At 69.4% G+C, this 26,688-nt stretch carries 19 protein-coding genes; 6 read left to right on the forward strand and 13 right to left on the reverse strand.

Features of this window, described 5'->3' with window-relative positions; translation table 11 throughout:
* The first annotated feature begins 159 nt into the window (after positions 1-159).
* A complete protein-coding gene (locus tag ACWD1Z_RS01375) occupies positions 160-2,274 on the forward strand; it encodes a prolyl oligopeptidase family serine peptidase (RefSeq protein ID WP_451114545.1) in 2,115 nt (704 codons plus the stop codon).
* A 122-nt stretch (positions 2,275-2,396) separates the two neighbouring features.
* Here ACWD1Z_RS01375 and ACWD1Z_RS01380 read toward each other — a convergent pair whose 3' ends face one another.
* The 12 genes from ACWD1Z_RS01380 to ACWD1Z_RS01435 all read right to left on the reverse strand — a co-directional run bounded on the left by ACWD1Z_RS01380 (position 2,397) and on the right by ACWD1Z_RS01435 (position 19,781).
* Entirely contained in the window at positions 2,397-3,434 is a 1,038-nt protein-coding gene (locus ACWD1Z_RS01380) for an ABC transporter ATP-binding protein (RefSeq protein WP_451114547.1), read from the reverse strand.
* Positions 3,427-4,410, reverse strand: a complete 984-nt coding sequence (locus tag ACWD1Z_RS01385; protein WP_451114549.1) for an ABC transporter ATP-binding protein — start codon at positions 4,408-4,410, stop codon at positions 3,427-3,429. Before ACWD1Z_RS01385 ends, ACWD1Z_RS01380 begins: the two co-directional genes overlap by 8 nt.
* Before the next feature lie 678 nt (positions 4,411-5,088).
* On the reverse strand, positions 5,089-6,066 hold the full coding sequence (locus tag ACWD1Z_RS01390; RefSeq protein WP_451114551.1) for an ABC transporter permease: 978 nt from the start codon (positions 6,064-6,066) through the stop codon (positions 5,089-5,091).
* On the reverse strand, positions 6,059-6,982 hold the full coding sequence (locus ACWD1Z_RS01395) for an ABC transporter permease (protein ID WP_451114552.1): 924 nt from the start codon (positions 6,980-6,982) through the stop codon (positions 6,059-6,061). Before ACWD1Z_RS01395 ends, ACWD1Z_RS01390 begins: the two co-directional genes overlap by 8 nt.
* 6 nt (positions 6,983-6,988) lie before the next feature.
* Positions 6,989-8,617: a peptide ABC transporter substrate-binding protein gene (locus ACWD1Z_RS01400; protein WP_451114554.1), complete on the reverse strand. Its 1,629-nt coding sequence runs from the start codon at positions 8,615-8,617 to the stop codon at positions 6,989-6,991.
* Positions 8,618-8,828: 211 nt separating this feature from the next.
* Entirely contained in the window at positions 8,829-9,938 is a 1,110-nt protein-coding gene (locus ACWD1Z_RS01405; protein WP_451114555.1) for an ABC transporter ATP-binding protein, read from the reverse strand.
* Between the two features lie 14 nt (positions 9,939-9,952).
* Complete coding sequence (locus ACWD1Z_RS01410; RefSeq protein ID WP_451114557.1) at positions 9,953-11,014, reverse strand: ABC transporter ATP-binding protein; 1,062 nt, start codon at positions 11,012-11,014, stop codon at positions 9,953-9,955.
* A gap of 16 nt (positions 11,015-11,030) precedes the next feature.
* Entirely contained in the window at positions 11,031-12,008 is a 978-nt protein-coding gene (locus ACWD1Z_RS01415; RefSeq protein WP_389415106.1) for an ABC transporter permease, read from the reverse strand.
* Positions 12,009-12,105: 97 nt separating this feature from the next.
* Complete coding sequence (locus ACWD1Z_RS01420) at positions 12,106-13,896, reverse strand: ABC transporter substrate-binding protein (protein WP_451114559.1); 1,791 nt, start codon at positions 13,894-13,896, stop codon at positions 12,106-12,108.
* A gap of 101 nt (positions 13,897-13,997) precedes the next feature.
* Positions 13,998-15,044, reverse strand: coding sequence for an ABC transporter permease (locus ACWD1Z_RS01425; RefSeq protein WP_389415108.1), 1,047 nt, complete (start codon positions 15,042-15,044; stop codon positions 13,998-14,000).
* A gap of 363 nt (positions 15,045-15,407) precedes the next feature.
* On the reverse strand, positions 15,408-17,315 hold the full coding sequence (gene typA, locus ACWD1Z_RS01430; RefSeq protein ID WP_451114561.1) for a translational GTPase TypA: 1,908 nt from the start codon (positions 17,313-17,315) through the stop codon (positions 15,408-15,410).
* Between the two features lie 195 nt (positions 17,316-17,510).
* The gene (locus ACWD1Z_RS01435) at positions 17,511-19,781 is read right to left on the reverse strand and encodes an ABC transporter family substrate-binding protein (RefSeq protein WP_451115424.1); all 2,271 of its coding nucleotides are present in this window, start codon (positions 19,779-19,781) and stop codon (positions 17,511-17,513) included.
* A gap of 323 nt (positions 19,782-20,104) precedes the next feature.
* Between ACWD1Z_RS01435 and ACWD1Z_RS01440 the strand changes: the two genes are divergently transcribed.
* From ACWD1Z_RS01440 to ACWD1Z_RS01455, 4 genes are read left to right on the forward strand one after another with little or no spacing between them, the layout of a single operon-like run.
* Positions 20,105-20,395 carry a hypothetical protein gene (locus ACWD1Z_RS01440; protein ID WP_389415110.1) on the forward strand — a complete coding sequence of 97 codons (291 nt, stop codon included), beginning with the start codon at positions 20,105-20,107 and terminating at the stop codon, positions 20,393-20,395.
* 19 nt (positions 20,396-20,414) lie between these two features.
* The gene (locus ACWD1Z_RS01445) at positions 20,415-21,236 is read left to right on the forward strand and encodes a hypothetical protein (protein ID WP_451114563.1); all 822 of its coding nucleotides are present in this window, start codon (positions 20,415-20,417) and stop codon (positions 21,234-21,236) included.
* Positions 21,236-23,188: a fumarate reductase/succinate dehydrogenase flavoprotein subunit gene (locus ACWD1Z_RS01450; protein WP_451114564.1), complete on the forward strand. Its 1,953-nt coding sequence runs from the start codon at positions 21,236-21,238 to the stop codon at positions 23,186-23,188. Before ACWD1Z_RS01445 ends, ACWD1Z_RS01450 begins: the two co-directional genes overlap by 1 nt.
* A complete protein-coding gene (locus ACWD1Z_RS01455) occupies positions 23,185-23,964 on the forward strand; it encodes a succinate dehydrogenase/fumarate reductase iron-sulfur subunit (RefSeq protein WP_451114566.1) in 780 nt (259 codons plus the stop codon). Before ACWD1Z_RS01450 ends, ACWD1Z_RS01455 begins: the two co-directional genes overlap by 4 nt.
* Here ACWD1Z_RS01455 and ACWD1Z_RS01460 read toward each other — a convergent pair.
* Positions 23,956-24,879, reverse strand: coding sequence for a class I SAM-dependent methyltransferase (locus ACWD1Z_RS01460; RefSeq protein ID WP_451114568.1), 924 nt, complete (start codon positions 24,877-24,879; stop codon positions 23,956-23,958). The two genes, ACWD1Z_RS01455 and ACWD1Z_RS01460, sit on opposite strands and share 9 nt — an antisense overlap.
* Positions 24,880-25,049: 170 nt before the next feature.
* Here ACWD1Z_RS01460 and ACWD1Z_RS01465 point away from each other — a divergent pair, with 170 nt between their 5' ends.
* Positions 25,050-26,510, forward strand: coding sequence for a hypothetical protein (locus ACWD1Z_RS01465; RefSeq protein ID WP_451114569.1), 1,461 nt, complete (start codon positions 25,050-25,052; stop codon positions 26,508-26,510).
* The last annotated feature ends 178 nt before the right edge of the window (positions 26,511-26,688 follow it).

A 26,688-nucleotide genomic window follows, 5' to 3' on the forward strand; every position in this document is an offset into this window, starting at 1 on the left:
TTCCCAGGAGCGCGGGGGGTCGGACTTGGGGGGCAGATAAATCCATCTAGCAGCCAGCGGGTTCATACCCACTATGCGCTAGTGATCATAACTATCCGTACGCGCGCATCGGATGGCGCACGGCCGCACAAGGGGGCGCATGGCCAATATGGTCGGTCCATGACGACGAGGTCCGACTCCTTTCCCCGACGGCACGCCCGCACCCAGCGGTTCACGCTCGGCGCGCCGCGCGCGTTCACCGTGGCGCCCGACGGCTCCCGGGTCGCCTTCCTGCGCTCCTCCTCCGGTACGGACCGGGCGAACGCGCTGTGGGTGCTCGACTGCCGGGACGGCGGGGAGCGCGTGGCGGCGGACCCGCGCGCCCTCCTCGGCGGTACGGCGGAACGCCTCTCCCCGCAGGAGCGCGCCCGGCGCGAACGCAGCCGCGAGGGGGGCGCCGGCATCGTCGGGTACGCCACCGACGCGGCCCTGGAGCTGGCGTCTTTCGCCTTGTCAGGCCGCCTTTTCGTGGCCGAGCTGCGGGCCGGGACGGCACGCGAACTCCCCGTCCGCGGACCGGTGATCGACCCGCGCCCCTCCCCCGACGGCCGCCATGTCGCCTACGTCGCCCGGGGCGCCCTGCACGTGGTCGGCGCCGAGGGCGAGGGGGACCGGACGCTGGCCGAGGAGGAGCCGGAGCAGGTCTCCTACGGTCTGGCGGAGTTCATCGCGGCCGAGGAGATGGGGCGTTCGCGGGGCTTCTGGTGGGGTCCGGACTCCGACCGGCTGCTGGTGGCACGGGTGGACGACACGCCGGTGAGCCGGTGGTGGATCGCCGATCCGGCCCATCCGGAACGTGCGCCGCAGAAGGTGGCGTACCCGGCGGCGGGGACCGCCAACGCGGACGTACGGCTGTTCGTGATCGGCCTCGACGGGGGGCGCACGGAGGTGTTGTGGGACCGGGCCCGCTATCCGTATCTGGCGCATGTGCACTGGTCAGCGGCGGGTGCTCCGCTGCTGCTCGTCCAGGCGCGCGACCAGCGCAGCCAGCTGTTCCTGGCCGTGGACCCGGAGTCGGGGGTGACCCGGATGGTGCACGCGGACGAAGATCCAACTTGGCTGGAACTTTTCCCCGGGGTGCCGTGCTGGACCCCTTCCGGGCAGCTGGTGCGGATCATCGACGAGGGTGGCGCGCGGGTCCTCGCGGTGGGTGAACGCCCGTTGACGGGAGCGCAGTTGCACATCCGCGCGGTGCTGGACGTCTCGGACGACGACGTGCTGGTCTCGGCGTCCGCCGGGGAGGCCGCGGCGGATCCGGAGATCGGTGAGGTACATGTCTATCGGGTGAACGAACTCGGGGTGGAGCGCCTGTCGCAGGAGCCCGGGGTGCACTCGGCGGTGCGCGCCGGGGGCGTGACCGTATGGGTGTCCGCGTCGCCGGACCGGCCGGGGTCGCGGGTGCGGGTCTGCCGGGACGGGAAGCCGGTGGCGGTCATCCCCTCGCACGCGGAAGATCCCGGTCTGTCCCCGCGCGTGACGTTCATCCAAGGGGGCGCACGCCGTGTCCCGTGCGCCCTGCTTATGCCAACGGACTACCGCGGTGACGCCTCCCTGCCGGTGCTGCTGGACCCCTACGGCGGTCCGCACGGCCCACGGGTGGTCGCCGCGCACAACGCGCTGCTCACCTCGCAGTGGTTCGCCGACCAGGGGTTCGCCGTGGTCGTGGCCGACGGCCGGGGCACGCCGGGTCGCTCGCCCGCGTGGGAGAAGGCGATCCACCACGATCTGACGGTTGCCCTCGACGACCAGATCGATGCCCTCCAGGACCTCGCGACAACGCACCCGCTCGATCTGTCCCGGGTGGCGATCCGCGGCTGGTCCTTCGGCGGCTGGCTGGCGGGGCTCGCGGTGCTGCGCCGCCCGGACGTCTTCCACGCCGGCATCGCGGGCGCGCCGGTCACGGACTGGCGGCTGTACGACACCCACTACACCGAGCGGTACCTGGGCGGCCCGGCCGCGCATCCGGAGTCGTACGCGAAGAGTTCCCTGGTGACGGACGAGGGCCTGTCCGCCCCGGCCGATGGCCACCGCCCGCTGATGATCGTGCACGGCACGGCCGACGACAACGTGGTGTTCGCGCACGCCCTGAGGCTGTCCTCGGCCCTGCTCTCGGCGGGCCGCCCGCACGAGGTCCTGCCCCTGTCGGGCGTGACGCACATGACGCCCCAGGAACAGGTCGCGGAGAATCTGCTGCTGCTCCAGGTGGACTTCCTGAAGCGCTCGCTGGGGCTGTAGGAACGGCAACGGACCGGGGCGACATGGCGTGCCCCGGTCCGTTTACGGCACCCGCACGGCCGTACGCTGTCCAGCCTGACGCGTCCGTATATCGGAACCGGGTCAGGGGAGTTGCCGCTGTGTTACCCCGCCTCCTGCGACGGTACGACGTGCTTCTCCTCCGCGAAGTGGCAGGCCGAGTCGTGTGCGGCGGGGCCCTCCAGGAGACTGAGGTGGGAGGGGACCGCGAGGAGGGGGACCTCCTGGGCGCAGCGTTCCTGGGCCTTCCAGCAGCGGGTGCGGAAGCGGCAGCCGGAGGGGATGTTCGTCGGGGACGGGACGTCGCCGGTCAGGATGATCCGGTCGCGGTGTTCCCGGGCCTCGGGGTCGGGGACGGGGACGGCGGACAGGAGTGCCTGGGTGTAGGGGTGCGTCGGATGGTCGTAGATCTCGGTGTCCTTGCCGGTCTCCACGATGCGGCCGAGGTACATGACGCCGACCCGGTCGGAGATGTGCCGGACGATCGACAGGTCGTGGGCGATGAAGACGTAGGAGAGGTCGAACTCGTTCTGCAGGCGGTCCATCAGGTTGATGACCTGGGCCTGGACCGAGACGTCCAGGGCGGAGACCGGTTCGTCGGCGACGATGACCTCGGGGCGCAGCGCGAGACCGCGGGCGATGCCGATGCGCTGGCGCTGGCCGCCGGAGAACTGGTGCGGATAGCGGTTGATGTACTCGGGGTTGAGGCCGACGACGTCCAGCAGGTCCTGCACCTTGCGGCGCCGGTCGCCCTTCGGGGCCACCTCGGGGTGGATGTCGTAGGGCTCGCCGATGATGTCGCCGACCGTCATCCGGGGGTTGAGGGAGGTGTAGGGGTCCTGGAAGACCATCTGGATGTTGCGGCGGACGGTTCTGAGGGCCCTGCCGGAGAGCTTGGTGATGTCCTCGCCCTTGTACCGGATCGAACCCGCCGTCGGCCGTTCCAGGTTGACCAGCAGCTTGGCGACCGTCGACTTGCCGCAGCCGGACTCCCCGACGATGCCGAGGGTTTCGCCCTGGTCCAGCTCGAAGTCCACGCCGTCCACGGCCTTCACCGCGCCGACCTGCTTCCTGAAGAGGATGCCCGTGGTCAGCGGGTAGTGCTTGACCAGGCCGCGGACCTGGAGGAGCGGTTCAGCCATGGAGGCACTCCCGCCAGAAGTGGCAGGCGCTGCCCCGGTCCTCGTCCGAGGTGGTCACCTCGTACAGCGGCGGTTCGTCGGTGCGGCACACGTCCTGGGCCATGGGGCAGCGCGGGTGGAAGGCGCAGCCGGGCGGGATGTGCATGAGGTTCGGCGGCAGTCCCTTGATGGCGTAGAGCTCCTGGCCCTTCTGGTCCAGGCGCGGGATGGAGTCGAGCAGGCCCCGGGTGTAGGGGTGGGCCGGTGCCTTGTAGATGTCGTGGACGGGGGCCGACTCCACGATGCGGCCCGCGTACATCACGGCGATCCGGTCGGCGACGTCCGCGACCACGCCGAGGTCGTGGGTGATGAGGATCAGGCCCATGTTGTACTCGCGCTGCAGCTCCGCGAGCAGTTCCATGACCTGGGCCTGGACCGTGACGTCCAGGGCGGTGGTCGGCTCGTCGGCGATGATCAGGGCGGGCTCCAGGGCCAGCGCCATGGCGATCATGATGCGCTGGCGCATACCGCCGGAGAACTGGTGGGGGTACTGCTTGACCCGTTCCCGGGCGGCGGGGATGCGGACCCGGTCCATCAGCTCCACGGCCTTGGCCCGCGCGTCCTTCTTCGACATGCCCCGGTGCACGACGAACATCTCGCCGAGCTGGTCGCCGACGCTGAGCACGGGGTTCAGGGACGACAGCGCGTCCTGGAAGATCATCGCCATCTCGGCGCCCCGGATCTTCCGGCGCTCCTCCTCCTTCAGCTTCAGCAGGTCCCTGCCCTGGAAGAGGACCTCGCCCGCGGTGATCCGCCCCGGCGGCGTGTCGAGGATGCCCATGACGGTCTGCGCGGTGACCGACTTGCCGGAACCCGACTCCCCGAGCACGGCGAGGGTCTCGCCCGCGTCCACTCCGTAGGTGACGCCGTTGACCGCCTTGGCGACCCCGTCCCGGGTCCGGAACTCCACGTGCAGATCACGCACTTCGAGCAGCACGTCTCACCTCGGCTTCGCGTTGCAGGGCATCGGGGACGACACGGACCGCCACGGCACCTGGCCGGGGGCCGGGGGCGGCCGACGCGTGGGGTGCGTCGTGCATGTTCCGAGGCGCGATCCCGGGCCACGGCCTCCGGTAAAGGGCGTCATGAAACGCACCTGCCGGTACGGGACCTGGCCGGGGGCAGGGGCCGAACGGCGGGCCAGGGGCGGGGGTTGCGCGGGGCGTGAGGCCGGGACTCGGCTCTCGGTCGACGGGGGCGCGCAGTGGCCGGGCACCGGGGCCGCACAGCGGGGCAGGGGTGGACGCCGCGGCCGGGCGTGAGGCCGGAACTCGGCTCTCGCTCGACAGGGGCGCGCAGTGGCCGGGCACCGGGGCCGCACAGCGGGGCAGGGGTGGACGCCGCGGCCGGGCGTGAGGCCAGGACTCGGCTCTCGCTCGACAGGGGCGCGCAGTGGCCGGGCACCGGGGCCGCACAGCGGGGCAGGGGTGGACGCCGCGGCCGGGCGTGAGACCGGGACTCGGCCTCCGGGTGACGGCCTCGCGCAGCGTGCCTGCCGGTTGGGGGCCTGGCCGGATGCCGGGGGCGGCTGGTGCGCGGGGCGTGCCGCCCGGTCTCGGCTCTCGGCCGACGGGGGCGCGCAGTGCGTCTGTCGGAGCGGGGCGCATGGGCGGCGTCACCTCAGCTTGGGGTCGAGGGCGTCGCGGACTGCGTCGCCGAGCATGATGAAGGCCAGGACGGTGATCGCCAGGGCGCCCGAGGGCCAGAGCAGGGCGTGCGGGGCGTTGCGGATGTAGGGGGAGGCGGCCGAGATGTCGATGCCCCAGGAGACGCTCGGCGGTTTCAGGCCGACGCCGAGGTAGGACAGGGTCGCCTCCAGGGCGATGTACGTGCCGAGCGCGATGGTCGCCACGACGATCACCGGGGCGACCGCGTTGGGCGTGATGTGCCGCAGCAGCATGCGGGAGTTGGTGGCGCCGAGCGCACGGGCGGCCTGCACGTAGTCGTTCTGTTTGACGGTGATGACCGAGCCGCGGGCGATACGGGAGATCTGCGGCCACCCCAGCAGCACCATGAACCCGATGACCGGCCAGATGCTGTTGCTGGTGACCACCGACAGCAGCACGAGCCCGCCGAGCACGACGGGGATCGCGAAGAAGACGTCCGTGATCCGGGAGAGCACCGAGTCCCACGTCCCGCCGAAGAACCCCGCGAGCCCGCCGAGCACGCTGCCGAGGATCGCCACCCCGAGCGTGGCGCAGACGCCGACCGTGACGGACGTACGGGCGCCGTAGACCGTACGGGTGTACACGTCGCAGCCCTGGCCGTTGAAGCCGAAGGGATGTCCGGACTGGGACCCCTGCTGGGCCTTGGCGAGGTCGCACTTGAGGGGGCTCGTCCAGGTGATGGCACCCGGCCACAGGGAGACGAAGACCAGGAAGAGGATGACCAGCCCGGCGATGAGGAAGACCGGGTTGCGCCGCAGGTCGCGCCAGGCGTCGGACCACAGCGAACGGGGCCTGTCCTGCGGGCCCGCGCCGGCCGGGCCGCCCGGCGTCTTCTCCAGGCTCTCCCCCTCCGACGTCGCCAGATCCATGGCGCCGCCCATGCCGGTCGAGGCGATGGCACCCTCGGGTTCGCGGGGTTCAGGCATAGCGGATCCTCGGATCGAGTACGGCGTAGAGCAGGTCGACGAGCAGATTGGCGACCAGGAAGACCAGGACGAGGACGGTCACGAAGCCGACCACCGTCTGGGTGTTCTGCCGCAGGATGCCCTGGTAGAGCTGGTAGCCCACGCCGTGGATGTTGAAGATCCGCTCGGTGACGATCGCGCCGCCCATCAGCGCGCCGATGTCGGTGCCGATGAAGGTGACCACCGGGATCAGCGAGTTGCGCAGCAGATGCCTGGTGATCACCCGGCGCCGGGGCAGGCCCTTGGCGACGGCCGTACGGACGTAGTCGGAGCGTTTGTTCTCCGCGATGGAGGTCCGGGTCAGCCGGGTGACATAGGCGAGGGAGACCGAGGCGAGGACCAGGCCCGGCACGATCAGCTCGCCGAAGGTGGCGTCGGTGGACACGGAGGGCCTGATCCAGCCCCACTCCACGCCGAGCAGCAGCTGCAGCAGCAGACCGGTGACGAAGGTCGGCACGGAGATCACCACGAGCGTGACCAGCAGGACCCCGGTGTCGACGGGCCGGCCGCGGCGCAGCCCGGTGATGACGCCGAGCGTGATGCCGATGACGATCTCGAAGAGGATCGCGACGATCGTCAGCCGGATGGTCACCGGGAACGCCGTCGCCATCAGCTCGGTGACCTCCTGCCCGTTGAACGCGGTGCCGAAGTCGCCGGTGAAGACGTTCCCCATGTACGTCAGGTATTGCTGCCAGACCGGCTTGTCGAGGCCGAACTCCTTCTTCAGCTGGGCGGCCGTCGCCGGATCGCACTGCCGGTCGCCGCAGAGTCCCGCGATGGGGTCGCCCATCACGTTCACCATGAGGAAGATCAGCAGGGTCGCCCCGACGAAGACGGGGATCATCTGGAGCAGACGCCGGACGACGTACCGTCCCATGGGCGCTCAGCCGACCTTGATCTCGTCGTAGACGGGGACGCTGAACGGGTTGAGCTTCACGTCGGACAGCCGCTCCGAGTAGCCCGCGCTGCCGTTCTGGTACCAGAGCGGGATGGCGGCCATGTTGTCCCGTACGACCTCCTCGGCGTCCTGGAAGAGGCCGACCGCCTTGGCGGTGTCGGTCTCGGCGTTGGCCCGGTCGACGAGGTCGTCGAACTCCTTGTTGGACCACTTGCCGTCGTTGGAGGAGGCGTTCGTGTAGTAGAGCGGCTGGAGGAAGTTCTGGATGAGCGGGTAGTCCATCTGCCAGCCCGCGCGGAACGGGCCGCTCATCTTCAGGTCGGTGATCTGGCTGCGGAAGTCGGCGAAGGTGCCGACCGGGTTGCCGACGCAGGCGCGTTCGTTGTCGAGCGCGTTGTTGATGGAGTTGCAGACGGCGTCCACCCAGTCCTTGTGCGAGCCGGTGTCCGCGTTGTACGTGATCTTGACCTGGCCGCCGGGGAGCCCGCCGCCCTCCTCGATGAGCTGCTTGGCCGCGTCGGGGTCGTACTCGCAGGCGTCCCCGCAGAGCCCTTCCTTGAAGCCGCCGTCCTCGCCGAGCACCGGGGAGGTCCAGTCGGTGGCCGGGGTGCGGGTCTTCTGGAAGATGGTCTCGGTGATCTGGTCGCGGTCGATGGCCCGGGACAGGCCCGTGCGGACCTTCTCCATGCCGGCCTTGTTCCACTTGTCGTCGTAGTAGGGGAAGGCGAGCGTCTGGATGATGCCGGCGGGGGTGTTGAGGTAGCGGTCGCCGAGGTCGGCCTGGACGTTCTTGAGCTGGGCGGCGGGGACGTCGTCGACCAGGTCGAGGTTGCCGGCCATCAGGTCGGTGTAGGCGGTGTTGTTGTCGGTGTAGACCTTCAGGTCGACGCCGCCGTTCTGCGCCTTGTCCTCGCCGGGGTAGGCGTCCCAGGTGCGCAGGGACATCTGGGAGCCCTTGGCGTAGGAGTCGACGGTGTACGGGCCGTTGCCGACGGGCTTGCTCAGCCAGGCGTCGCGGTCGTCGAAGAACGCCTGCGGCAGCGGGGCGAAGGCCGGGTAGCCGAGGGTCTCGGGGAACGTGGAGAACTTCTGGCTGAGCTTGACGGTGAAGGTCTTGTCGTCGACGACCTTCAGCCCGGAGAGGGTGTCGGCGCTCTGCTTGCCGCCGTCCTCGGGGTGGGTCTTGTCGTAGCCCTCGATGTAGCTGAAGAAGTAGGCGTTCTTCTGGTTGTTCTTCAGGCTGGCGCCGTAGTTCCAGGCGTCCACGAAGGACTTGGCGGTGACCTTCTCGCCGTTGCTGAAGCTCCAGTCCTTGATGGTGACGGTGAAGTTCTGCGAGTCGGTCGTCTCGATCTTCTCGGCGAGCATGTCCGTCGCCTCGCCGGTCTCCGGGTCGTACCGCTTGAGGCCGCGGAAGATCATGTCGAGGACCTTGCCGCCCTGCACCTCATTGGTGTTGGCGGGCTCCAGCGGGTTCTGCGGGTCGCCCCAGGAGGAGCTCAGCACCGCGCCGGTGTCCCCACCGCTGTCGCCGCCCCCGCCTCCGCAGGCCGTCGCCGCGAGGGCTACCGCCGCCGCGCATGCGGCCCATGTGGCGTGCGTGGCTCCACGCATGGAGTCCTCCTCATGACTGCGCTGTGCTTGCCTGTGTTTGCAGCGCCTGGACGCTGGGCTACTACCGGCAAATATCTGCCGATATGCCACACAACGCACACTCTTGCAGCCCTATGGGCTACAAACGCGACGGGCCTGCCCCCGGAGCAGGTCGCACCCGGCCGGGGTGCGACCTGCTCCGGGGGACAGGCCCGGAAGAGGGGGAGCGGAGTCAGTTCTGGTCGGCCTCGAGAGCGATGAGCGCCGGGTCCATGACGACGTCCTCGTCGCGGGCCACGGTGGTCGGCTCCTCCGGGAAGTGGCACGCCGTCAGGTGACCGCCGCGGTTGCCGGAGATCTGGACGAGCGGGGGCTCCTCCGTGGCGCACTTGTCCTGCGCCTTCCAGCAGCGGGTGCGGAACCGGCAGCCGGACGGCGGGAAGATCGGCGAGGGGACGTCACCGTAGAGCCGGATCCGCTCCCGCTGCTCGACCTCGTCGTCCACCTGCACCTCGGGCACCGCGGAGAGCAGAGCGTGGGTGTAGGGGTGCCGGGGCCGGTTGTAGATGGAGTCCCGGTCGCCGACCTCGACCACCTTGCCGAGATACATGACGGCCACGCGCTGCGAGAAGTGCCGCACGATCGCGAGGTCGTGGGCGATGAAGACGAAGGCGATACCCAGCTCGTCCTGGACCTTCTGGAGCAGGTTCACCACCTGCGCCTGGATGGACACGTCCAGCGCCGAGACCGGCTCGTCGGCCACGATCAGCTTGGGGTTCAGCGCGAGCGCCCGGGCGACACCGATGCGCTGACGCTGACCGCCGGAGAACTCGTGCGGGAAGCGGTTGTAGTGCTCGGGGTTGAGGCCGACCAGCTCCAGCAGCTCCTGGACGCGCTTCTCCCGGCCGCCCTCGGGTTTGATCCCGTTGACCTCCATCGGGGACTTGATGATGGAGCCGACGGTCTGCCGCGGGTTCAGCGACGAGTACGGGTCCTGGAAGATCATCTGGATCTCGGACCGCACCGGCGCCAGCTGCTTGCGCTTGGCACGCGTGATGTCCTGACCGGCGTACGTGATCCGGCCCGCGGTCGGCTCCAGGAGCCGGGTGATCAGGCGCCCGGTGGTGGACTTGCCACAGCCCGACTCGCCGACCAGGCCCAGGCTCTCGCCCACGCCGACGCTCAGATCGACGCCGTCGACGGCCTGAACGGCGCCGACCCTGCGTTTGATCGGGAAGCCTCCGTAGATGGGGAAGTGCTTGGTCAGGCCCTTGACCTCCAGGAGCGGCTCCGAGGAGGTGGTGGAGCCCTGCTGTGCGGGGAGGGTGAGGTTCTCGCTCATGATCTCGGTTCTCCCTAGCGCAGCCGGGGCTGGATCTCGTCGATGAAGATGGTCTGCTTCTGCTCCACCGAGAGGTGGCAGGCGGAGGCGCGGCCCTCGCCCAGGGGCGGCCGGGATTCGCTGCACAGATTGCCGGGCACCTTGTCACGGAAGGCGCAGCGCGGGTGGAAGGGGCATCCGGTCGGCGGGTTCAGCAGCGACGGCGGGCTGCCCGGGATCGGATTCAGTTCCTGCTCGATGTCGCCGTCCAGGCGCGGCATGGAGCTGAGCAGGCCCCAGGTGTAGGGGTGCCTCGGGGTGCGCAGCACTTCCTTGACGGAGCCGCGCTCGACGGCCCGGCCCGCGTACATCACCAGCAGGTCGTCGGCCATGTTGGCGATGACGCCGAGGTCGTGGGTGATGAAGACGATCGCGGAGCCGAACTCCTGCTGCAGGTCCTTCAGCAGATCGAGGATCTGCGCCTGCACGGTCACGTCGAGCGCGGTGGTCGGCTCGTCGGCGATCAGCAGTTCGGGGTCGCACATCAGGGCCATGGCGATCATCGCGCGCTGACGCATACCGCCGGAGAACTGGTGCGGGTAGTCGTCGAAGCGCACCTTGGGCTGCGGAATGCCGACCTTCTCCAGCATCTGGATCGCCCGGTCCTTGGCCTCCTTCCTGGAGGCCCCCATGTGCTTCATGTACGGCTCGGAGAGCTGCCGTCCCACCGTGTAGTACGGCGACAGCGCCGTCAGCGGGTCCTGGAAGATCATCGCCATCTTGTTGCCGCGGAGCTTCTCCAGCTCCTTCTCCTTGGCGGTGACGAGCTCCTGGCCGTCCAGGACGATCTCGCCGTCGATGGTGGTGGTCCGGGGGTTGTGCAGGCCCAGGACGGTCAGGTTGGTGACGGACTTGCCGGAGCCCGACTCGCCGACGATGCCCAGGGTCTTGCCGCGTTCGACATCGAAGGAAAGGCCGTCGACCGCCTTGACGATGCCGTCCTCGGTGGAGAACTGCACCCGCAGGTCACGGACCGAGAGGAAGCTCTCGGGCCCGGTCGGGGCCGGGACGTCCTCGGTTTTGGTCAGTGTGGTCACGGTGGTTCGTTCTTCCTTAGGAGAGTCGGACGCGCGGGTCGATCCAGGCGTACGCGATGTCGACGAGGATGTTGAGGAGCAGGATGAAGAAGGCTCCTACCAGCATGACGCCCATCGTCAGCGGGAGGTCCTTCGTGACCGCTCCATCCACGGCGAGGCGGCCGATCCCCTGAAGGTCAAAGGTGAGTTCCGTGACGACACCGCCGCCGAGCAGCGAGCTGAGGTCGATGCCGAGGATGGTCACGATCGGGATGAGCGAACCGCGCCAGGCGTAGCGGAAGAACACGTACTTCTTGCCCATGCCCTTGGCCCGGGCGGTGCGCACGTGCTCCTCCTGGAGCTGCTCGATCATCGAGGAGCGCGCCATACGGGTGTACTGGCCGGTGAAGATCGTCGCCATGACGGCCATGGGGATCCACAGACCGGCGAGCCAGCCGAACGGGTCGTCGGTGAACGGGACGTACTTCGGGTTCTCCACCCAGCCGGTGCTGTACACGAAGATCAGCAGCACGATCGGGCCGAGGAAGTAGATCTGGAACGAGCTGAGCACCATGGACGCGCCGGTGGCGGCCTTGTCGATCATCGTGCCGCGCCGGTAGGCGGCCACCATGCCCGCGCCGATTCCGACGACGAGGAAGACGACCAGGGCGCCGGCCGTCAGGGACAGGGTCAGCGGGAGGCGGTCCATGATGATGGCGGTGACGTTGTCGTTGTAGAAGAACGACCGGCCCAGGCACGGGGCGGGGCAGTCACCCTGCGGGAAGTCACGGCCGGCCACGATGCCGGACATGAACTCCCAGAACTGCGTGGCAAGCGGCTGGTTGAGGCCGAGGGCCTGCCGGATGTCCTCCAGTCGCTCGGGCGAGCAGTCCTTGCCACAGGCCAGGGAGGCGTAGTCGGACGGCGCGGCGACGAAGAGGAAGAAGGTTGCGGCGCCGATCAGGAACAAGGTGACGACGGCACCGACCGAGCGCCGGAGGATGAACTGAAGCATGGCGGGGGGCTGCTCTCTGCGGAGACGGTGGACGGGTTCACGGAACCGCGGGGACGCGCTCCGCCTGGTGCGCGCCCCCGCGAACAGCCGTAGAGAGCTACGACTTCAGGAACACTCGGGTCACGTCCAGGTAGCTGGACTCAGTGCTGTAGCGGGCACCGCCGACGTTCGAGCCGTAGAGCTGGAACTGCTTGGTGTACCAGAGCGGGGCGGCCGGGTTGACCTCCTCGAGGATGTACTTGTGAGCGTCTTCCCAGGTCTTGGCGGCCTTCTCCGGCTGCTCGGTCAGGGCCTTCTTGATCAGCTCCTGGACCTTCGGGTCGTCGATGTGGGAGTAGTTCGGCGCACCGTCGGCGACCTGGTCACCGTCGTAGATCGGCGTCACGACCGTCGCGGCGGACGGCCAGTCCTGGCCCCAGCCGGTGATGTAGATGTCGAACGGGTTGTCGAGCTTGCCGATCTGCTCGTAGTAGCTCGCGGCGTCGATCTCCTTGGAGACGACGTCGAAGCCGACCTTGCCGAGGGCGTCCTCGATGGCGACCTTGCGCTTCTGGCCCGCCTCGGAGTTGGCGTAGGCGAAGACCAGCTTCTTCTCGGACGCCGGAACGTCGGCGAGCAGTTCCTTGGCCTTCTCGATGTTGCCCGCCGGCGTCTTCAGACGGCCGTAGGGGTCGTACTTCGCGTCGTAGCCCGGCAGGGTCGGGGCGAACAGGTTCGGGGCGACGTCGCCACCGAACGCGCCACCCTCACCGGCGATCAGCGACTTGGAGTTCACCGCGTAGGTGGCGGCGTCACGGACGGCCTTGTTCTTGACGCGGTCCATGTTGAACGTCAGCGTCATCACGTAGGGCTGGTAGCCCTTGATGGTGCGCTTGTTGACGGCCGGGGCGCCGATGACGTCCTGGATCTGGGTGGCGTCGACACCGCCGGTGAACTGGATGGCGTTCTTGGCGTCACCCTGGTCGGAGATCAGACGCTTGGTCTGGGACGACTCGGTGATGCCGAACTCGAAGTTGAAGCCGTCCACGTACTGGTGACGCACCGAGTCCGTCTTCGGGTCCCAGTTCTCGTTCTTGACGAGCTTCAGGGTCTTGCCGGCCTTGAACTCCGCGATCTTGTACGGGCCGAGGGCGACCGGAGCCGTGTCGTACTTCTCCTTCGTGTCGGACTCCTCCGGCACGATGGAGTAGCCCGGCATGGCCAGCGTCATCGGCAGGTCGGGACGCGGGGTGTCGAAGTGGAAGACGATCGTCTTGTCGTCCGGGGTCTCCAGGACCGAGTCCGGCAGGTGCTTCTTGCCGAAGCCGCCGTCCGGCAGCTCCTTGCGGTAGTCCGGGCCGCTCAGCCAGGTCTGGAGGTAGGTCGGGCCGTCGAAGATGAACTCGGCGTACAGGCGCTCGACGGTGTGGCGGACGTCGGCGGAGGTTATCTCCTTGCCGTTCTCGTCCTTGATGCCGTCCTTCAGCTTGAACGTCCAGGTCTTGTTGTCGTTGGACGACTGACCGGAGTCGGTCGCGAGGTCACCCACGACGGCGACGCCGCCCTTGCCGTCCTCCTCGAAGTTGGTCAGGCCACGGAAGACCAGGTTGGCGAACTGACCGGCGTCCGAGACGTAGATCTGGCCCGGGTCCATGTGCGAGAGACCGGACTCCTGGTAGACCGTGACGGTGCCGCCCGGCTTGGCCCCGGGGACCTCCTCGGCCGGACCGGTCGAAGCCTTGGCGTCCAGGTAGGCAACACCCTGGGACTGCTCCTTGGCCTTGTCCTGGCTCTCGCCCTTCTCCCCACCGGTGTTTCCGGTGTTCTCCGAGCAGCCCGTGAGCGCGAGGGAGCCGGCCGCGATGGCGACCATGATGGCGCGCGCTCTGCGCGAGGTGAACGACTTCATAGCGGTGAATGCACCTACCTGTCGGTTGTTGTCCGTATGTACTGCCTGACGCGGCTGGTAGGCCGACGTGGGGGCGGCAGCCACCCCCCACCAAGGACGGCTCAGCGCCCGGACTTGGGGTCGAAGGCATCCCGTACCGAGTCTCCGAGGAGGTTGAAGCACAGGATGAAGATCACTAGCGCCACACCCGGGAAGAAGATGAACGCGGGGTCCTGCTGGGTGTAGTCGGCACCGGCGGCGAACAGACGCCCCCAGTCCGGGGTGGGCTCGACGAAGCCGACGCCCGCGAAGGAGAGGAAGGCGATGGTGAGGATGGTGCTGGGCAGCTGGTACGTGAACTGCACCAGCACCGGGGTGACGATGTTCGGCAGGACCTCCTTGCGGATGATCCGGCCCGGCGATGCCCCGGACACCTTGGCGGCCTCGATGAACTCCCGCTCACGCAGGGCCAGTACCACGGAGCGGACAAGACGGGACATACCCATCCAGCCGAGCACCCACAGCACGATCAGGATAGCCAGCGCCCGGAAGTACGTGGGCGTCTCGTCCCGCGGGTCCACGAAGAACGAGGTCACCACGGGCATGAAGGCGATGAAGAACAGCTGCGACGGAAAGGACAGGAAGAAGTCCGTGACCCGGCCGAGCCAGTAGTCGGTGCGACCGGCGAAGTAGCCGCCGACCAGACCGATGATCACGCCGGTCACCGTCAGCAGGACCGACACTCCGAGCGCCATGAACAGCGACGTCCGCATGCCGTACACCAGCATGGCGAACAGGTCGCGGCCGTACTGCGGCTCCACGCCGAACCAGTGATCGGCCGACATTCCGCCGAAGTAGCCGAGCGGAAGACCGAACTCGTCCAGGACCGGCTTGTCCGCGTACGTCGGATCCTGACCGTACAGGGTGTACGGGTTGGTGCCGCTGATCGCGGTGAGCAGCGGCGCGCACAAGGCCACGACGAAGAAAAAAATCACTACGCCGGCACAGAAGACCCCTGTACGGTCACGCCTGAAGCGCTGCCACATCAACTGCCCGGGAGATCGGCCCTCAAGCTTCTTCGGTTTGTCGGCAACCTCTGAGGTTGCTTCGAGCTCAGGGTCCAAGGCGACCGCGGACCCGGAGCCCTCGGCCTTCGTCGGACTGGTCATGTGTGTTCTTCCCCCGGGGGGTTGGAGAGTTGAGCGCAGCACAGTTACCGGCAGGTTCTGCGGTTTGGGGGAACTGTCGCCAAATGCATCAACGCGCGTCAAGGGCGTAAGACATAGGGATCTCCCTACCGTCAATATTTTGAGCAAAAATTGCAAAGATTGACACCTGCGCGCGCTTGACAAGTGAGACGGGAAACCGGCGAATCAGACATATAAGTTCAATTTCGTCGTTTACACGTCCGAAACTTGAGCTCCGGAACACCGATATTCGAACAAGGGTTACGGGCCGCTGAAGCCGAGGCTTCGGCGCACGACCAGAAGCCCCTCGGCGGCTGCCGAGGGGCTTCTGTGTGTGAGGGAGCGTCAGCCGTGCTTGGCGCGGCTCGCGGCGCGGGCGCGCTCGCGGGCGTCCAGGTTCACCTTGCGGATGCGAACGGCCTCCGGGGTGACCTCGACGCACTCGTCGTCGCGGCAGAACTCCAGCGACTGCTCCAGGGAGAGCTTGCGCGGCGGGACGATCGCCTCGAACGAATCGGCCGAGGACGACCGCATGTTGGTGAGCTTCTTCTCCTTGGTGATGTTGACGTCCATGTCGTCGGAGCGCGAGTTCTCGCCGACGATCATGCCCTCGTACACCTCGGTGCCCGGGTCCACGAAGAGCACGCCGCGCTCCTGGAGGTTCGTCATCGCGAACGCGGTGACGGCACCGGCGCGGTCGGCCACCAGGGAACCGTTGTTACGGGTCTGGAGCGTGCCGAACCAGGGCTCGAAGCCCTCGTGGATGGAGTGTCCGATACCCGTACCGCGGGTCTGGGTCAGGAACTCGGTGCGGAACCCGATGAGACCGCGGGACGGCACCACGAACTCCATGCGGACCCAGCCGGAGCCGTGGTTGGACATGTTGTCCATCCGGCCCTTGCGGACGCCCATGAGCTGCGTGACCGCGCCCATGTGCTCCTCGGGCACGTCGATCGTCATGCGCTCGACCGGCTCGTAGACCTTGCCGTCGATCTCCTTGGTGACGACCTGGGGCTTGCCGATGGTCAGCTCGAAGCCCTCGCGGCGCATCTGCTCGACCAGGATGGCGAGCGCGAGCTCACCACGGCCCTGGACCTCCCAGGCGTCGGGGCGCTCGGTGTCGAGGACGCGGAGCGAGACGTTGCCGATCAGCTCGCGGTCGAGGCGGTCCTTGACCTGGCGGGCGGTGACCTTGCGGTCCTTGACGGCCGCCTTGGCGTCGGCGCCCTTGCCGGTGCCGCCCCGGCCGACCAGCGGGGAGGTGTTGGTGCCGATGGTCATGGAGATCGCCGGCTCGTCGACCGTGATCAGCGGGAGCGCGACCGGGTTCTCGGGGTCGGCGAGGGTCTCGCCGATCATGATGTCCGCGATACCGGCGACGGCGCAGATGTCACCGGGGCCGGCCACCTCGGCGGGCTTGCGGGTGAGCGCCTCGGTCATCATCAGCTCGGTGATGCGGACGTTGCTGATCGTTCCGTCACGCTTGATCCACGCGACCGTCTGGCCCTTCCTCAGCTCGCCCTGCTCGACCCGCAGCAGCGCGATACGGCCGAGGAAGTTGTCGGCGTCCAGGTTGGTGACGTGCGCCTGCAGCGGGGCGGTCTCGTCGTAGGTCGGGGCCGGGACGTGCTCCAGGATGGTGGAGAAGAACGGCTCCAGGCTGGTGGAGTCGGCCGGGACGGTGCCGTCCTCCGGCTTGGTCAGCGAGGCGATGCCGTCACGGCCGCACGCGTAGACGATCGGGAACTCGATCTGGTCCTCGTCGGCGTCCAGGTCGAGGAAGAGGTCGTACGTCTCGTTGACGACCTCGTCGATCCGGGAGTCCGGCCGGTCCGTCTTGTTGATGCACAGGATGACCGGCAGCCGCTGCTGGAGCGCCTTGCGGAGCACGAAGCGGGTCTGCGGCAGCGGGCCCTCGGAGGCGTCCACCAGCAGCACGACGGCGTCCACCATCGACAGGCCGCGCTCGACCTCACCGCCGAAGTCGGCGTGGCCGGGGGTGTCGATGATGTTGATGGTGATGACGTCGCCGCCATCCTTCGGGTGGTACTTGACGGCCGTGTTCTTGGCCAGGATCGTGATGCCCTTCTCACGCTCCAGATCGTTCGAGTCCATCATGCGGTCGTCGAGGGACTCGGCGGCGTGCGCGGCGAAGGAGCCGGCCTGCTTGAGCATGGCATCGACGATGGTCGTCTTGCCGTGGTCGACGTGGGCGACGATGGCGACGTTACGAATGTCGTGGCGCGTGGCCATATTGCGGCGTTCTCCCGGAGTGTGAGGACGGCCTGCGCGTACCTAGGTGTTACGCGGGCCCTGCCGGGCTTGACATGCCACGGCCTCACCCCATGGTACGGGGCCCAGGGTGTGCAAGCGCGCCGGGATGCATCCGTGCAGGTGAACGCGGGTTTACGGGGCCGATGGCGGCCGTCGGCCCCGTAAAAGTCACCCCTACTTCTTCGACGGGCCCGCCGCCGGTCGCGCGCCCTTCTTCACGAAGCCCATGTCCTCGTAGACCGGGGTCTGGAAGCCGAAGGCGCCCGCGTTGGCCAGGTTCTTCCTCGCCGCCGTCAGCTGAGGGCGCTGGTAGAGCGGGATCGAGCCGGCCGCGGCCCAGATTCTCGAGTCCGCCTTGCGGATGAGGCTCTTCGTTTCGCCCTCGTTCAGCGTGGAGACAGCTTGGTCGAACAGCTGGTCCACCTGGTCGGTGCCCACCCGGGTGTAGTTCTGCTCGACGTTCAGGGAGCCGTCGGCGGCCGGGACGGGCTTGGCGTAGATCGGGCGGGCGTCGGTGGCCGGGAAGGCGGAGGCCGGCCAGGAGTACAGGGCCAGGTCGTACTCGCCGGAGGCGATGTGGTCCTTGAAGTAGCTCTCGTCCGAGACCTTGGCCAGCTCCGTGCGGATGCCGACCCGGTCCAGCATGCGCCGGATGCGTTCCGCGACCGTCTGCAGGGTCTGCGAGCCGGGGCCCGAGGGGAGCACGAAGCGGAGCGTCAGGGCCTTGCCGTCCTTGGCCAGCGCTCCGGCCGCGGCGCCCGCGGGAGCCGCCGTGCCCTTCGGGGCGTACGCGCCCGGCGCGCCGCCCTGCTTCAGCTCGTGCCGCTTCTTCTCCCGGTCCGCCTCGGCGGGCGCCTTGTCGTCACCGACGATGTACGTGCCGTCGTCGCCACCCCGGGACTCCTTCTCCTCCTCCTTGTCCTCCTCCTTGTTCTCCTCCTTGTTCTCCTCCTTGTTCTCCTCCTTGTTCTCCTCCTTGTTCTCCTCCTTGTCCTTTTCCTTCTCCTTCTTCTTCCCGGAGTCCTGTTCGCCCTCCGCGCCGGCGGCCTTCTCGTTCTTCTTCTGCTTCACCGGTCCGCCGAGCACCCACCCGGCGTCCGCGAGCAGCGCCTGGGCCTCCGCGGTGTCCTGGCCGCCCAGCGCGCCGCTGTTGTCGGCGTAGGCGGCCTGTCCGGCGAGCGCCAGATGGCTGCCGACGGGCTCCGCGGGCAGTCCCAGCGGCTTCAGGACGGCCCCGGCGAGCTCCTTGCGGTCCAGCGCGCGGGCCACCGCCCGGCGCACCCGCTCGTCGGCGAGCGGGCCGTCGGCGCCGTTGAGGGCGAGCTGGGTGAAGGCGGGCTCCAGCGAGCGGCGCACCTCGAAGCCGCGCAGGGCCTGCTGCCGGCGTTCCTCCTTGGTGAGCGCCCGGCGCTCCTTCTCGCGCGCGCTGATCTCCTCCTCGGCCGCCTCCTCGTCGGAGCCGTTGGCCACCGCCCAGGAGCGCAGGGCCTCGGCGGCGGTCTCCTCGCTGCCGGGGCCGGCCAGGGGGGTGGCGCTCTGCCGCGGGATGCCGGCGCCCTTGCCGCCGGCGCGGGCGGCGAGCCCGATCCGGCGGACCGTCTCGGGGTCGATCTCGGCCAGGTCGAGCGTGCCGGCGGCCAGCGCCGCGGCCCGCTTGTCCCGGGGCACCGCGCGCAGCACGATCTCGTTCAGCTTGGCCTGGCTGCCCCACCAGCGCGGATTGCGGGTGAGGGTGATCTCGTCGTCCTTGCGGTCGACCTTCTTCACGGCGAAGGGTCCGGCGGTGACCTTGAGCTTGCGGCGGGCGCCGTCGTTGAAGGCGTCCGGGGTGCCCATGACGTCCTTCGGGTACAGCGGCGAGAACAGCGAGCGCCAGTCGGCGTAGGGCCGGGCGAAGGTGACCTTGACCTCCAGGTCGTTGGCCCCGCGCTCGATCCGCTCGATGCGCTCGTAGCCGGCGTTGCGCGCGGTCCAGTAGGCGGAGTCCTTGCCGGACAGGGCGCGCCACTGGGCGGCGAAGTCGGCGGCGCCGATCTCGCGGCCGTCGCTCCAGACGGCCTGCTGGTGCAGCTTGTACAGCACGACCTGCCTGGGCTCGGTCCCGACGACCTTGGCGGACTCCAGGTAGTCGGGGTTCAGCTCCGGGCGCCCGCGCTCGTCGAGGCGGAACATCGACGGCAGGACGGCCTGGGCGACCCGGGTGGTGGTGGCGTCGGCGTCGGCCTGGAAGGTGTTCAGCGTCTCCGGCACGGAGTCCGCGGCCCAGCGCAGGGTGCCGCCGTCGGCGACCAGGGAGCGGGCGGCGGGGGCGATGTCCTGCCCGGCGAGCGGCTTGCCCGCGGGGTCCTCGGAGGCGCAGCCCGACAGAGCGGTCACCGCGAGGGCGCCCGCGGTGAGGAAGATGACCGAGCGCAGCGCTCCGCGGGAAAGGCCGTGCGGGGCCATCGGTTGTCTGCGGGCGCGTCGTGGCTGGTCGGACATCTCTGCTTACCTCCGTGAGCCGCGGGGGTTATGATCACTTTTGGCGGTATATGGTGCTGATCACATCTATGCGGCCACTGAAGAGGAAAGGGTTCGGCAACGGACGGCGACACGGCGAGCCACGCCGGGAACCCCACCCGTGCGGCGCAACGCACCACGCGATGCACCTATGCGCCTCGGCCAATCGGTGCACGTCCCTTCACAGCGACAGGTGTGACGCGCAACACTCGCAGGCGCATGAACGTTGCCACCCACGGCCGTACGGCCGACGGAAGCGAGGTCACGTCATGTCCGTGCACGACGACCTGACAGCACTGCAGCGGTGCCTCGACGACCTGAACAGGTCGGTGAGCCGTCTGGAACAGCAGCTCGGAAGCGACGGTCTGGACATCCGCCGCGTCCGCACCGACTGCGATCACCTGCGCGAGAGCGTGGCCCTGCTGCGCGCGGCGGCCAGCGCCCCCGCGGCACAGAAGCGCCCCGATCTCGTCACCATCCCCGACACCCCGTACGACGACTCTCTGTGGATCGACACGGACGACGAGGGTCTAGGCGCCCGGGACCGACGAGCCCCCTGAACCCGACCGGAGTCAAACGTTGGCCACTGGTACGGAACCTCATCTGAACAGCGGCGGTGTACGCGGCGGTACGCGCGCCGCGATCACCGCCCCGCATCTGCGGACCGACCGCTGGTGGCTGGCGCCCGCCGCCACCGCGGCCGGTCTGCTGGCGTTCATCGTCTACTCGACCTGGCGCGCGTTCGCCAACGCCGACTACTACGCGGCGCCCTACGTCTCGCCGTTCTACTCCCCCTGCCTCGCGGAGAACTGCGAGCCGATGCGCAACGGCCCCAACTGGGAGATCTTCGGCAGCTGGTGGGGCATCTCGCCCGCCGTCCTGATCCTGATCTTCCCGCTCGGCTTCCGGCTGACCTGCTACTACTACCGCAAGGCCTACTACCGGGGCTTCTGGGCCTCCCCACCGGCCTGCGCGGTGGCCGAGCCGCACAAGAAGTACTCCGGTGAGACCCGCTTCCCGCTGATCCTGCAGAACATCCACCGGTACTTCTTCTACGCCGCGATCCCGGTCGCCGGCATCCTGACGTACGACACCGTGCTGACCTTCCGCGACGAGCACTACGCGTGGGGCCACATGGGCCTGGGCACCCTGGTGTTCCTCGTCAACATCGTGCTGATCTGGGCGTACACCCTCTCCTGCCACTCCTGCCGGCACATCGTCGGCGGCAAGCTCAAGCACTTCTCCAAGCATCCCGTGCGCTACCGGATGTGGCAGTGGGTCGGCAAGCTCAACGCCCGGCACATGCTGCTCGCCTGGTCGTCGTTGGTGAGCGTGGCGCTCGCCGACTTCTACGTGTATCTCGTCGCGTCCGGTGTCTTCGACGATCCGAGGTTGTTCTGATGTCCGTGGTGGACCGGCAGGAGTGGGACGTCGTCGTGGTCGGTGCCGGGGGTGCGGGCCTCCGGGCGGCCATCGAGGCACGCGAGCGGGGCGCCCGTACGGCGGTGATCTGCAAGTCGCTGTTCGGCAAGGCGCACACGGTGATGGCCGAGGGCGGCATCGCCGCCGCCATGGCCAACGCCAACGAGCACGACAACTGGCAGGTCCACTTCCGCGACACCATGCGCGGCGGCAAGTTCCTCAACCAGTGGCGGATGGCCGAACTGCACGCGCAGGAGGCCCCGGACCGGGTGTGGGAGCTGGAGACCTGGGGCGCCCTGTTCGACCGTACGAAGGACGGCCGGATCTCCCAGCGCAACTTCGGCGGCCACGAGTACCCGCGGCTCGCGCACGTCGGCGACCGCACCGGCCTGGAGCTCATCCGCACGCTGCAGCAGAAGATCGTGTCCCTGCAGCAGCAGGACTTCAAGGAGACCGGCGACTACGAGTCCCGGCTGAAGGTCTTCCAGGAGTGCACGGTCACCAGGGTGCTCAAGGACACAGCATCCCATAGCGGCTCCGCCGCGGGCCGTGTCTCGGGCGTCTTCGCCTACGACCGTGAGACCGGCCGCTTCTTCGTGCTGGAAGCGCCCGCCGTGGTGATCGCCACCGGTGGCATCGGCAAGTCCTTCAAGGTGACGTCGAACTCGTGGGAGTACACCGGCGACGGCCACGCGCTGGCGCTGCTCGCGGGAGCGCCGCTGCTGAACATGGAGTTCGTGCAGTTCCACCCGACGGGCATGGTCTGGCCGCCCTCGGTCAAGGGCATCCTCGTCACGGAGTCCGTCCGCGGCGACGGCGGGGTGCTGCGGAACTCCGAGGGCAAGCGGTTCATGTTCGACTACGTCCCGGACGTCTTCAAGGAGAAGTACGCCGAGTCCGAGGAAGAGGGCGACCGCTGGTACGAGGACCCGGACAACAACCGGCGCCCTCCCGAGCTGCTCCCCCGCGACGAGGTGGCCCGTGCGATCAACTCCGAGGTGAAGGCGGGCCGCGGCTCCCCGCACGGCGGGGTGTTCCTGGACGTCTCGACGCGGATGCCCGCCGAGGTGATCAAGCGCCGGCTGCCGTCCATGTACCACCAGTTCAAGGAGCTGGCGGACGTGGACATCACGGCCGAGGCGATGGAGGTCGGGCCGACCTGTCACTACGTGATGGGCGGGATCGCGGTCGAGTCCGACACGGCGGCGGCCCGCGGGGTGCCGGGGCTGTTCGCGGCCGGTGAGGTCGCGGGCGGGATGCACGGCTCCAACCGGCTCGGCGGCAACTCGCTCTCCGACCTGCTGGTGTTCGGGCGCCGGGCGGGCTGGCACGCGGCCGAGTATGCGGCGGCCCTCGCCCTCGAACGCCCCCGGGTGGACGACACCCAGGTGGACACCGCGGCGGCCGAGGCGTTGCGCCCCTTCTCCGCGGAGAGCCCCGACGAGGCCGCGCCGGAGAACCCGTACACCCTCCACCAGGAGCTCCAGCAGACCATGAACGACCTGGTCGGCATCATCCGCCGCGAGGGCGAGATGGCGCACGCGCTGGAGAAGCTGGCCGAGCTGCGGGTCCGGGCCCGGCGGGCCGGCGTCGAGGGGCACCGGCAGTTCAACCCGGGCTGGCACCTCGCCCTGGACCTCAGGAACATGCTGCTGGTCAGCGAGTGCGTGGCGCGGGCCGCGCTGGAGCGCACCGAGTCGCGCGGCGGCCACACCCGCGAGGACCATCCGGGCATGGAGCGCACCTGGCGCAACGTCAACCTGCTGTGCCGGCTGGCCGACCCCACCGGCGGTCTCGCGGCGACCGACCCGGAGCGCGGCCAGATCGACCTCGGCCGCGAGCACACCGACCCCATCCGCCCGGACCTGCTCGCCCTCTTCGACAAGGAGGAGCTGGTCAAGTACCTCGCCGAAGAGGAGCTGTACGAGTGAGCAGCTACGAGGCCCGCTTCAAGGTGTGGCGGGGTGACGTCGGCGGCGGCGGCCTCCAGGACTTCAGGATCGAGGTGAACGACGGCGAGGTGGTGCTGGACATCATCCACCGCCTCCAGGCCACCCAGGCCCCGGATCTCGCCGTCCGCTGGAACTGCAAGGCGGGCAAGTGCGGTTCGTGCTCGGCGGAGATCAACGGCCGGCCGCGGCTGATGTGCATGACGCGGATGTCGGTGTTCGACCGGGAAGAGACGATCACCGTCACTCCGCTGCGCGCCTTCCCGGTCGTCCGGGATCTCGTCACGGACGTCGGCTTCAACTACACCAAGGCGCGCGAGGTCCCGGCCTTCGTGCCGCCCGAGGGGCTCGGCCCCGGCGAGTACCGGATGATGCAGGAGGACGTGGACCGCTCGCAGGAGTTCCGCAAGTGCATCGAGTGCTTCCTGTGCCAGGACACCTGCCATGTGGTCCGCGACCACGAGGAGAACAAGCAGGCGTTCGCCGGGCCGCGCTTCCTGATGCGGGTGGCGGAGCTGGACATGCACCCGCTGGACGCCGCCGCCGAGTCCGGCCTGGACCGCAAGAGCTCCGCCCAGGACGAACACGGCCTCGGTTACTGCAACATCACGAAATGCTGTACGGAGGTCTGCCCCGAGGGCATCAAGATCACGGACAACGCGCTGATCCCGCTGAAGGAGCGGGCCGTGGACCGCAAGTACGACCCGCTGGTGTGGCTGGGCGACAAGATCCGGCGGCGGCCCGCGTCCTCAGGCTGAGGCGGCCCGCAGGTACCCCGAGTGCGCCACCTGGCCCAGGAACCTGAACCGGGTGTCCGTGATCATGTGCTTCTCGAACGCCTCCTTGATCCCGGGCCACTTGGGGTGCCCGAAGTCGTCGAGTACGACGATCCCGCCCGGTGCGACGATCTGCTCCGCCCACTCCAGGTCGGCGGCGACACCGGCGGCGGAGTGGTCGCCGTCGACGATGACCACGCCGTAGGAGCGGTCCGAGACCAGGGACCTGACCTCCGGGTCCTCGGAGAAGCCGGGCTGGATGCGGGCGGCGGCGCCGGCCGCTCCGGCGAGGCTCAGATTGGTGCGCACGGCGGCCAGATCGACCGGGGTGCCGGAGGCGTCGTGGCCCATGGTCGCGCCGGGCTGGAGCTGGGTCCCGGCGAGCGGGTCGACGATGGTCAGGCTCGGCGCCCGCCCGGCACGCTCCGACATCCGGATGAGCGCGGCGCCGAACATCCCGTACAGGGTGCCGATCTCGAGGATCTCGTCGTTCGGGGCGTCGAGCAGCGGGACCGCGGAGAGCTTGCCGACGATGTTCATGGTGCCGCCGGCGATCCGTCCGACGCCGAGCGCCTCCAGCGCGATGAGCAGCCGGAACGCCTGGGCGGCCGTGCGCTCGCAGGCCTGCCGTTCGGCGCCGGTGACCTGCTCCAGCTCGGAGATGGTGGTGTTGAGATGGGAGGCCGAGGGCAGCCGGGACGCGCCCCGCCCGGTGCCGTCGAAGAACAGCTCCAGGGGGCGCTGCCGGTTGCGCAGCGTTCTCAGTTCCTTCTGGAGCGCGTCCTTCGAGGCGATCTCGACATGGCGGCGGACCTCTCGCTCGATGCGCTGGTCGATCAGCTGAACGATCGGACGCAGGGCCCGTCGAGCGGCCTTGCTGGTGATTAGCGTTCGCATTGGTGGACGGTAGGTCGCTCATAGCCCCTCCACAACAAACAAAAGGGTGCGTCGAGTTAAATCACATATGACGTTCCGGTCACGACATGTTCACCTCACTCAGGTTTCGCCGCCCGTGTCCCGGACGCCCCCGGTCGCGTACTCGCATTCCTGCTCATACGCTCCCAAAGGTGACCTCATCCTTGATCCGGGGCCGGCCTCGGCGGGCCACCGGGCGCATATCCGTGCTGGTGACGCATGCCGTGGTGGGTGTGCTGATCGCCGTGGCGTGGCTGGTGTGGCCGGGGATGACGTCGGAGCCGAAGGCTCCGGTCGCGGTCGGCTCGCAGCGGCCCCTGGCGAGCGCCTCCGCCCAGCAGGAACCGGCGGACTCCGCCGCCGGTGATCTCGTGCTGCCGCTCGTCGCGGCCGTGGCCGCCGTCGCGGTCGCCGGGTACGGCTATGTGCGGCGCACCCGGCGGGCGCGCACCCGGACCACTCCCGGCGGTGAGCCCGCCCGGACGGCCGGTCCGCCCCTCGCCGAGCTCGACGAACGGGCGCGGCGGCTCCTCGTCGACGCCGACGAGTGGGTGCGCACCAGCCGGGAGGAGCTCTCCTTCGCCGAGGCCCGGGCGGGGACCGAGGCCGTGGCGCCCTGGGCGCGGGCCCTGTACGACGCCGAGACCGAGCTGGCCTCCGCCTTCCGCATGCGGCAGCGCTACGACGACGGCGTCCCGGAGGACGAGCCCCGGCGGCGGCAGGTGCTCGCGGGGATCGTCGGGCGGTGCGAGGAGGCGGGGCGGCGGCTGGACGCGGAGGCGGCCGGTTTCGATCAGCTGCGGGGGCTGGAGGGGGATGTGAGCGGCGCGCTGGAGGTCGCCGAGGCCCGGTTCCGGGAACTGACCGCCCGTACGGGAAGCGCGGACGCCACAATCGTCGACCTCGGCGAGCGGTACGGTCCCGCGGCCGGGGCCGAGGTGTCCGGTCACGTCGAGCAGGCCAAGGACCGGCTGGTGTTCGCGACGTCCCGGCTCAACGAGGCCCGCCAGGGCGCGGACCTGGGCGAGACGGCGCGGGCGGTGCGGAATCTGCGGGCCGCGGAGGGAGCCGTCGCCCAGGCCGCCGTGCTCATCGACGGCGTCGAGCGCCGTGCGGCGGAGCTGGCGACCGCGGCGGGGCTCGTCGCGCCCGCGCTGACCGGCGGGGAGGCCGAGATCGCCGGGGCGCGGGAGCGGGGCCGCTCCGACGCCCGGATCAGCCATGCCGACGGGGTCCTGGCGGAGGTACGGGAAGAGGCGACCGGGGGGCGGTACGACCCGATGGACGCCCTGCGACGGATCGTACGGGGTGTCGTTCCGGTCGCGGACGGACGGGCCGGGGTGCTGGCAGCCGCCGCGGCGCTCCTGGCCCGCAGCTCCACCGAGGCGGCGGAGGACCACATCGCCACGCACCGGGCGACGGCGGGCTGCACGCCCCGCACCCGGCTGGCGGAGGCCCGGCGCCTCCTCACCACCAACCCCGGCCTCACCGACCACCTCACCGCCGACGCCCTGGCCCGCCGAGCCCGCGACCTGGCGGACCAGACCCCCCACCCACCCACCCCAACAGCCCCGAGCTACGGCGGCCCCCACACCCACACCCGCCGCGAGTGACCGGCGCGCGAAGACCGCGCCCGCCGCGCACTGACGGAACAGGACGCGGCGCACCCGGCGGTCCCCGCCACGCCCGGCGCCCCGCCGCACCCGCCGCGCGTGGCGAGCGCGCGGAAACCGCGCACCCGCGCACGCCAGGCGCGGGGCACTGACGGAGCGGGACACAGGCGCACCCGGC

Source organism: Streptomyces sp. NPDC002784 (genome assembly GCF_053592135.1).

Bases quoted from the DNA above. Each gene is read 5' to 3' on its own strand.
- ACWD1Z_RS01420 (WP_451114559.1), bottom strand. From the start codon at position 13,896: ATGAAGTCGTTCACCTCGCGCAGAGCGCGCGCCATCATGGTCGCCATC.
- ACWD1Z_RS01435 (WP_451115424.1), bottom strand. From the start codon at position 19,781: ATGGCCCCGCACGGCCTTTCCCGCGGAGCGCTGCGCTCGGTCATCTTC.
- typA (WP_451114561.1), bottom strand. From the start codon at position 17,315: ATGGCCACGCGCCACGACATTCGTAACGTCGCCATCGTCGCCCACGTC.
- ACWD1Z_RS01460 (WP_451114568.1), bottom strand. From the start codon at position 24,879: ATGCGAACGCTAATCACCAGCAAGGCCGCTCGACGGGCCCTGCGTCCG.
- ACWD1Z_RS01390 (WP_451114551.1), bottom strand. From the start codon at position 6,066: ATGCCTGAACCCCGCGAACCCGAGGGTGCCATCGCCTCGACCGGCATG.
- ACWD1Z_RS01450 (WP_451114564.1), top strand. From the start codon at position 21,236: ATGTCCGTGGTGGACCGGCAGGAGTGGGACGTCGTCGTGGTCGGTGCC.
- ACWD1Z_RS01400 (WP_451114554.1), bottom strand. From the start codon at position 8,617: ATGCGTGGAGCCACGCACGCCACATGGGCCGCATGCGCGGCGGCGGTA.
- ACWD1Z_RS01440 (WP_389415110.1), top strand. From the start codon at position 20,105: ATGTCCGTGCACGACGACCTGACAGCACTGCAGCGGTGCCTCGACGAC.
- ACWD1Z_RS01380 (WP_451114547.1), bottom strand. From the start codon at position 3,434: ATGGCTGAACCGCTCCTCCAGGTCCGCGGCCTGGTCAAGCACTACCCG.
- ACWD1Z_RS01425 (WP_389415108.1), bottom strand. From the start codon at position 15,044: ATGACCAGTCCGACGAAGGCCGAGGGCTCCGGGTCCGCGGTCGCCTTG.
- ACWD1Z_RS01415 (WP_389415106.1), bottom strand. From the start codon at position 12,008: ATGCTTCAGTTCATCCTCCGGCGCTCGGTCGGTGCCGTCGTCACCTTG.
- ACWD1Z_RS01405 (WP_451114555.1), bottom strand. From the start codon at position 9,938: ATGAGCGAGAACCTCACCCTCCCCGCACAGCAGGGCTCCACCACCTCC.
- ACWD1Z_RS01375 (WP_451114545.1), top strand. From the start codon at position 160: ATGACGACGAGGTCCGACTCCTTTCCCCGACGGCACGCCCGCACCCAG.
- ACWD1Z_RS01395 (WP_451114552.1), bottom strand. From the start codon at position 6,982: ATGGGACGGTACGTCGTCCGGCGTCTGCTCCAGATGATCCCCGTCTTC.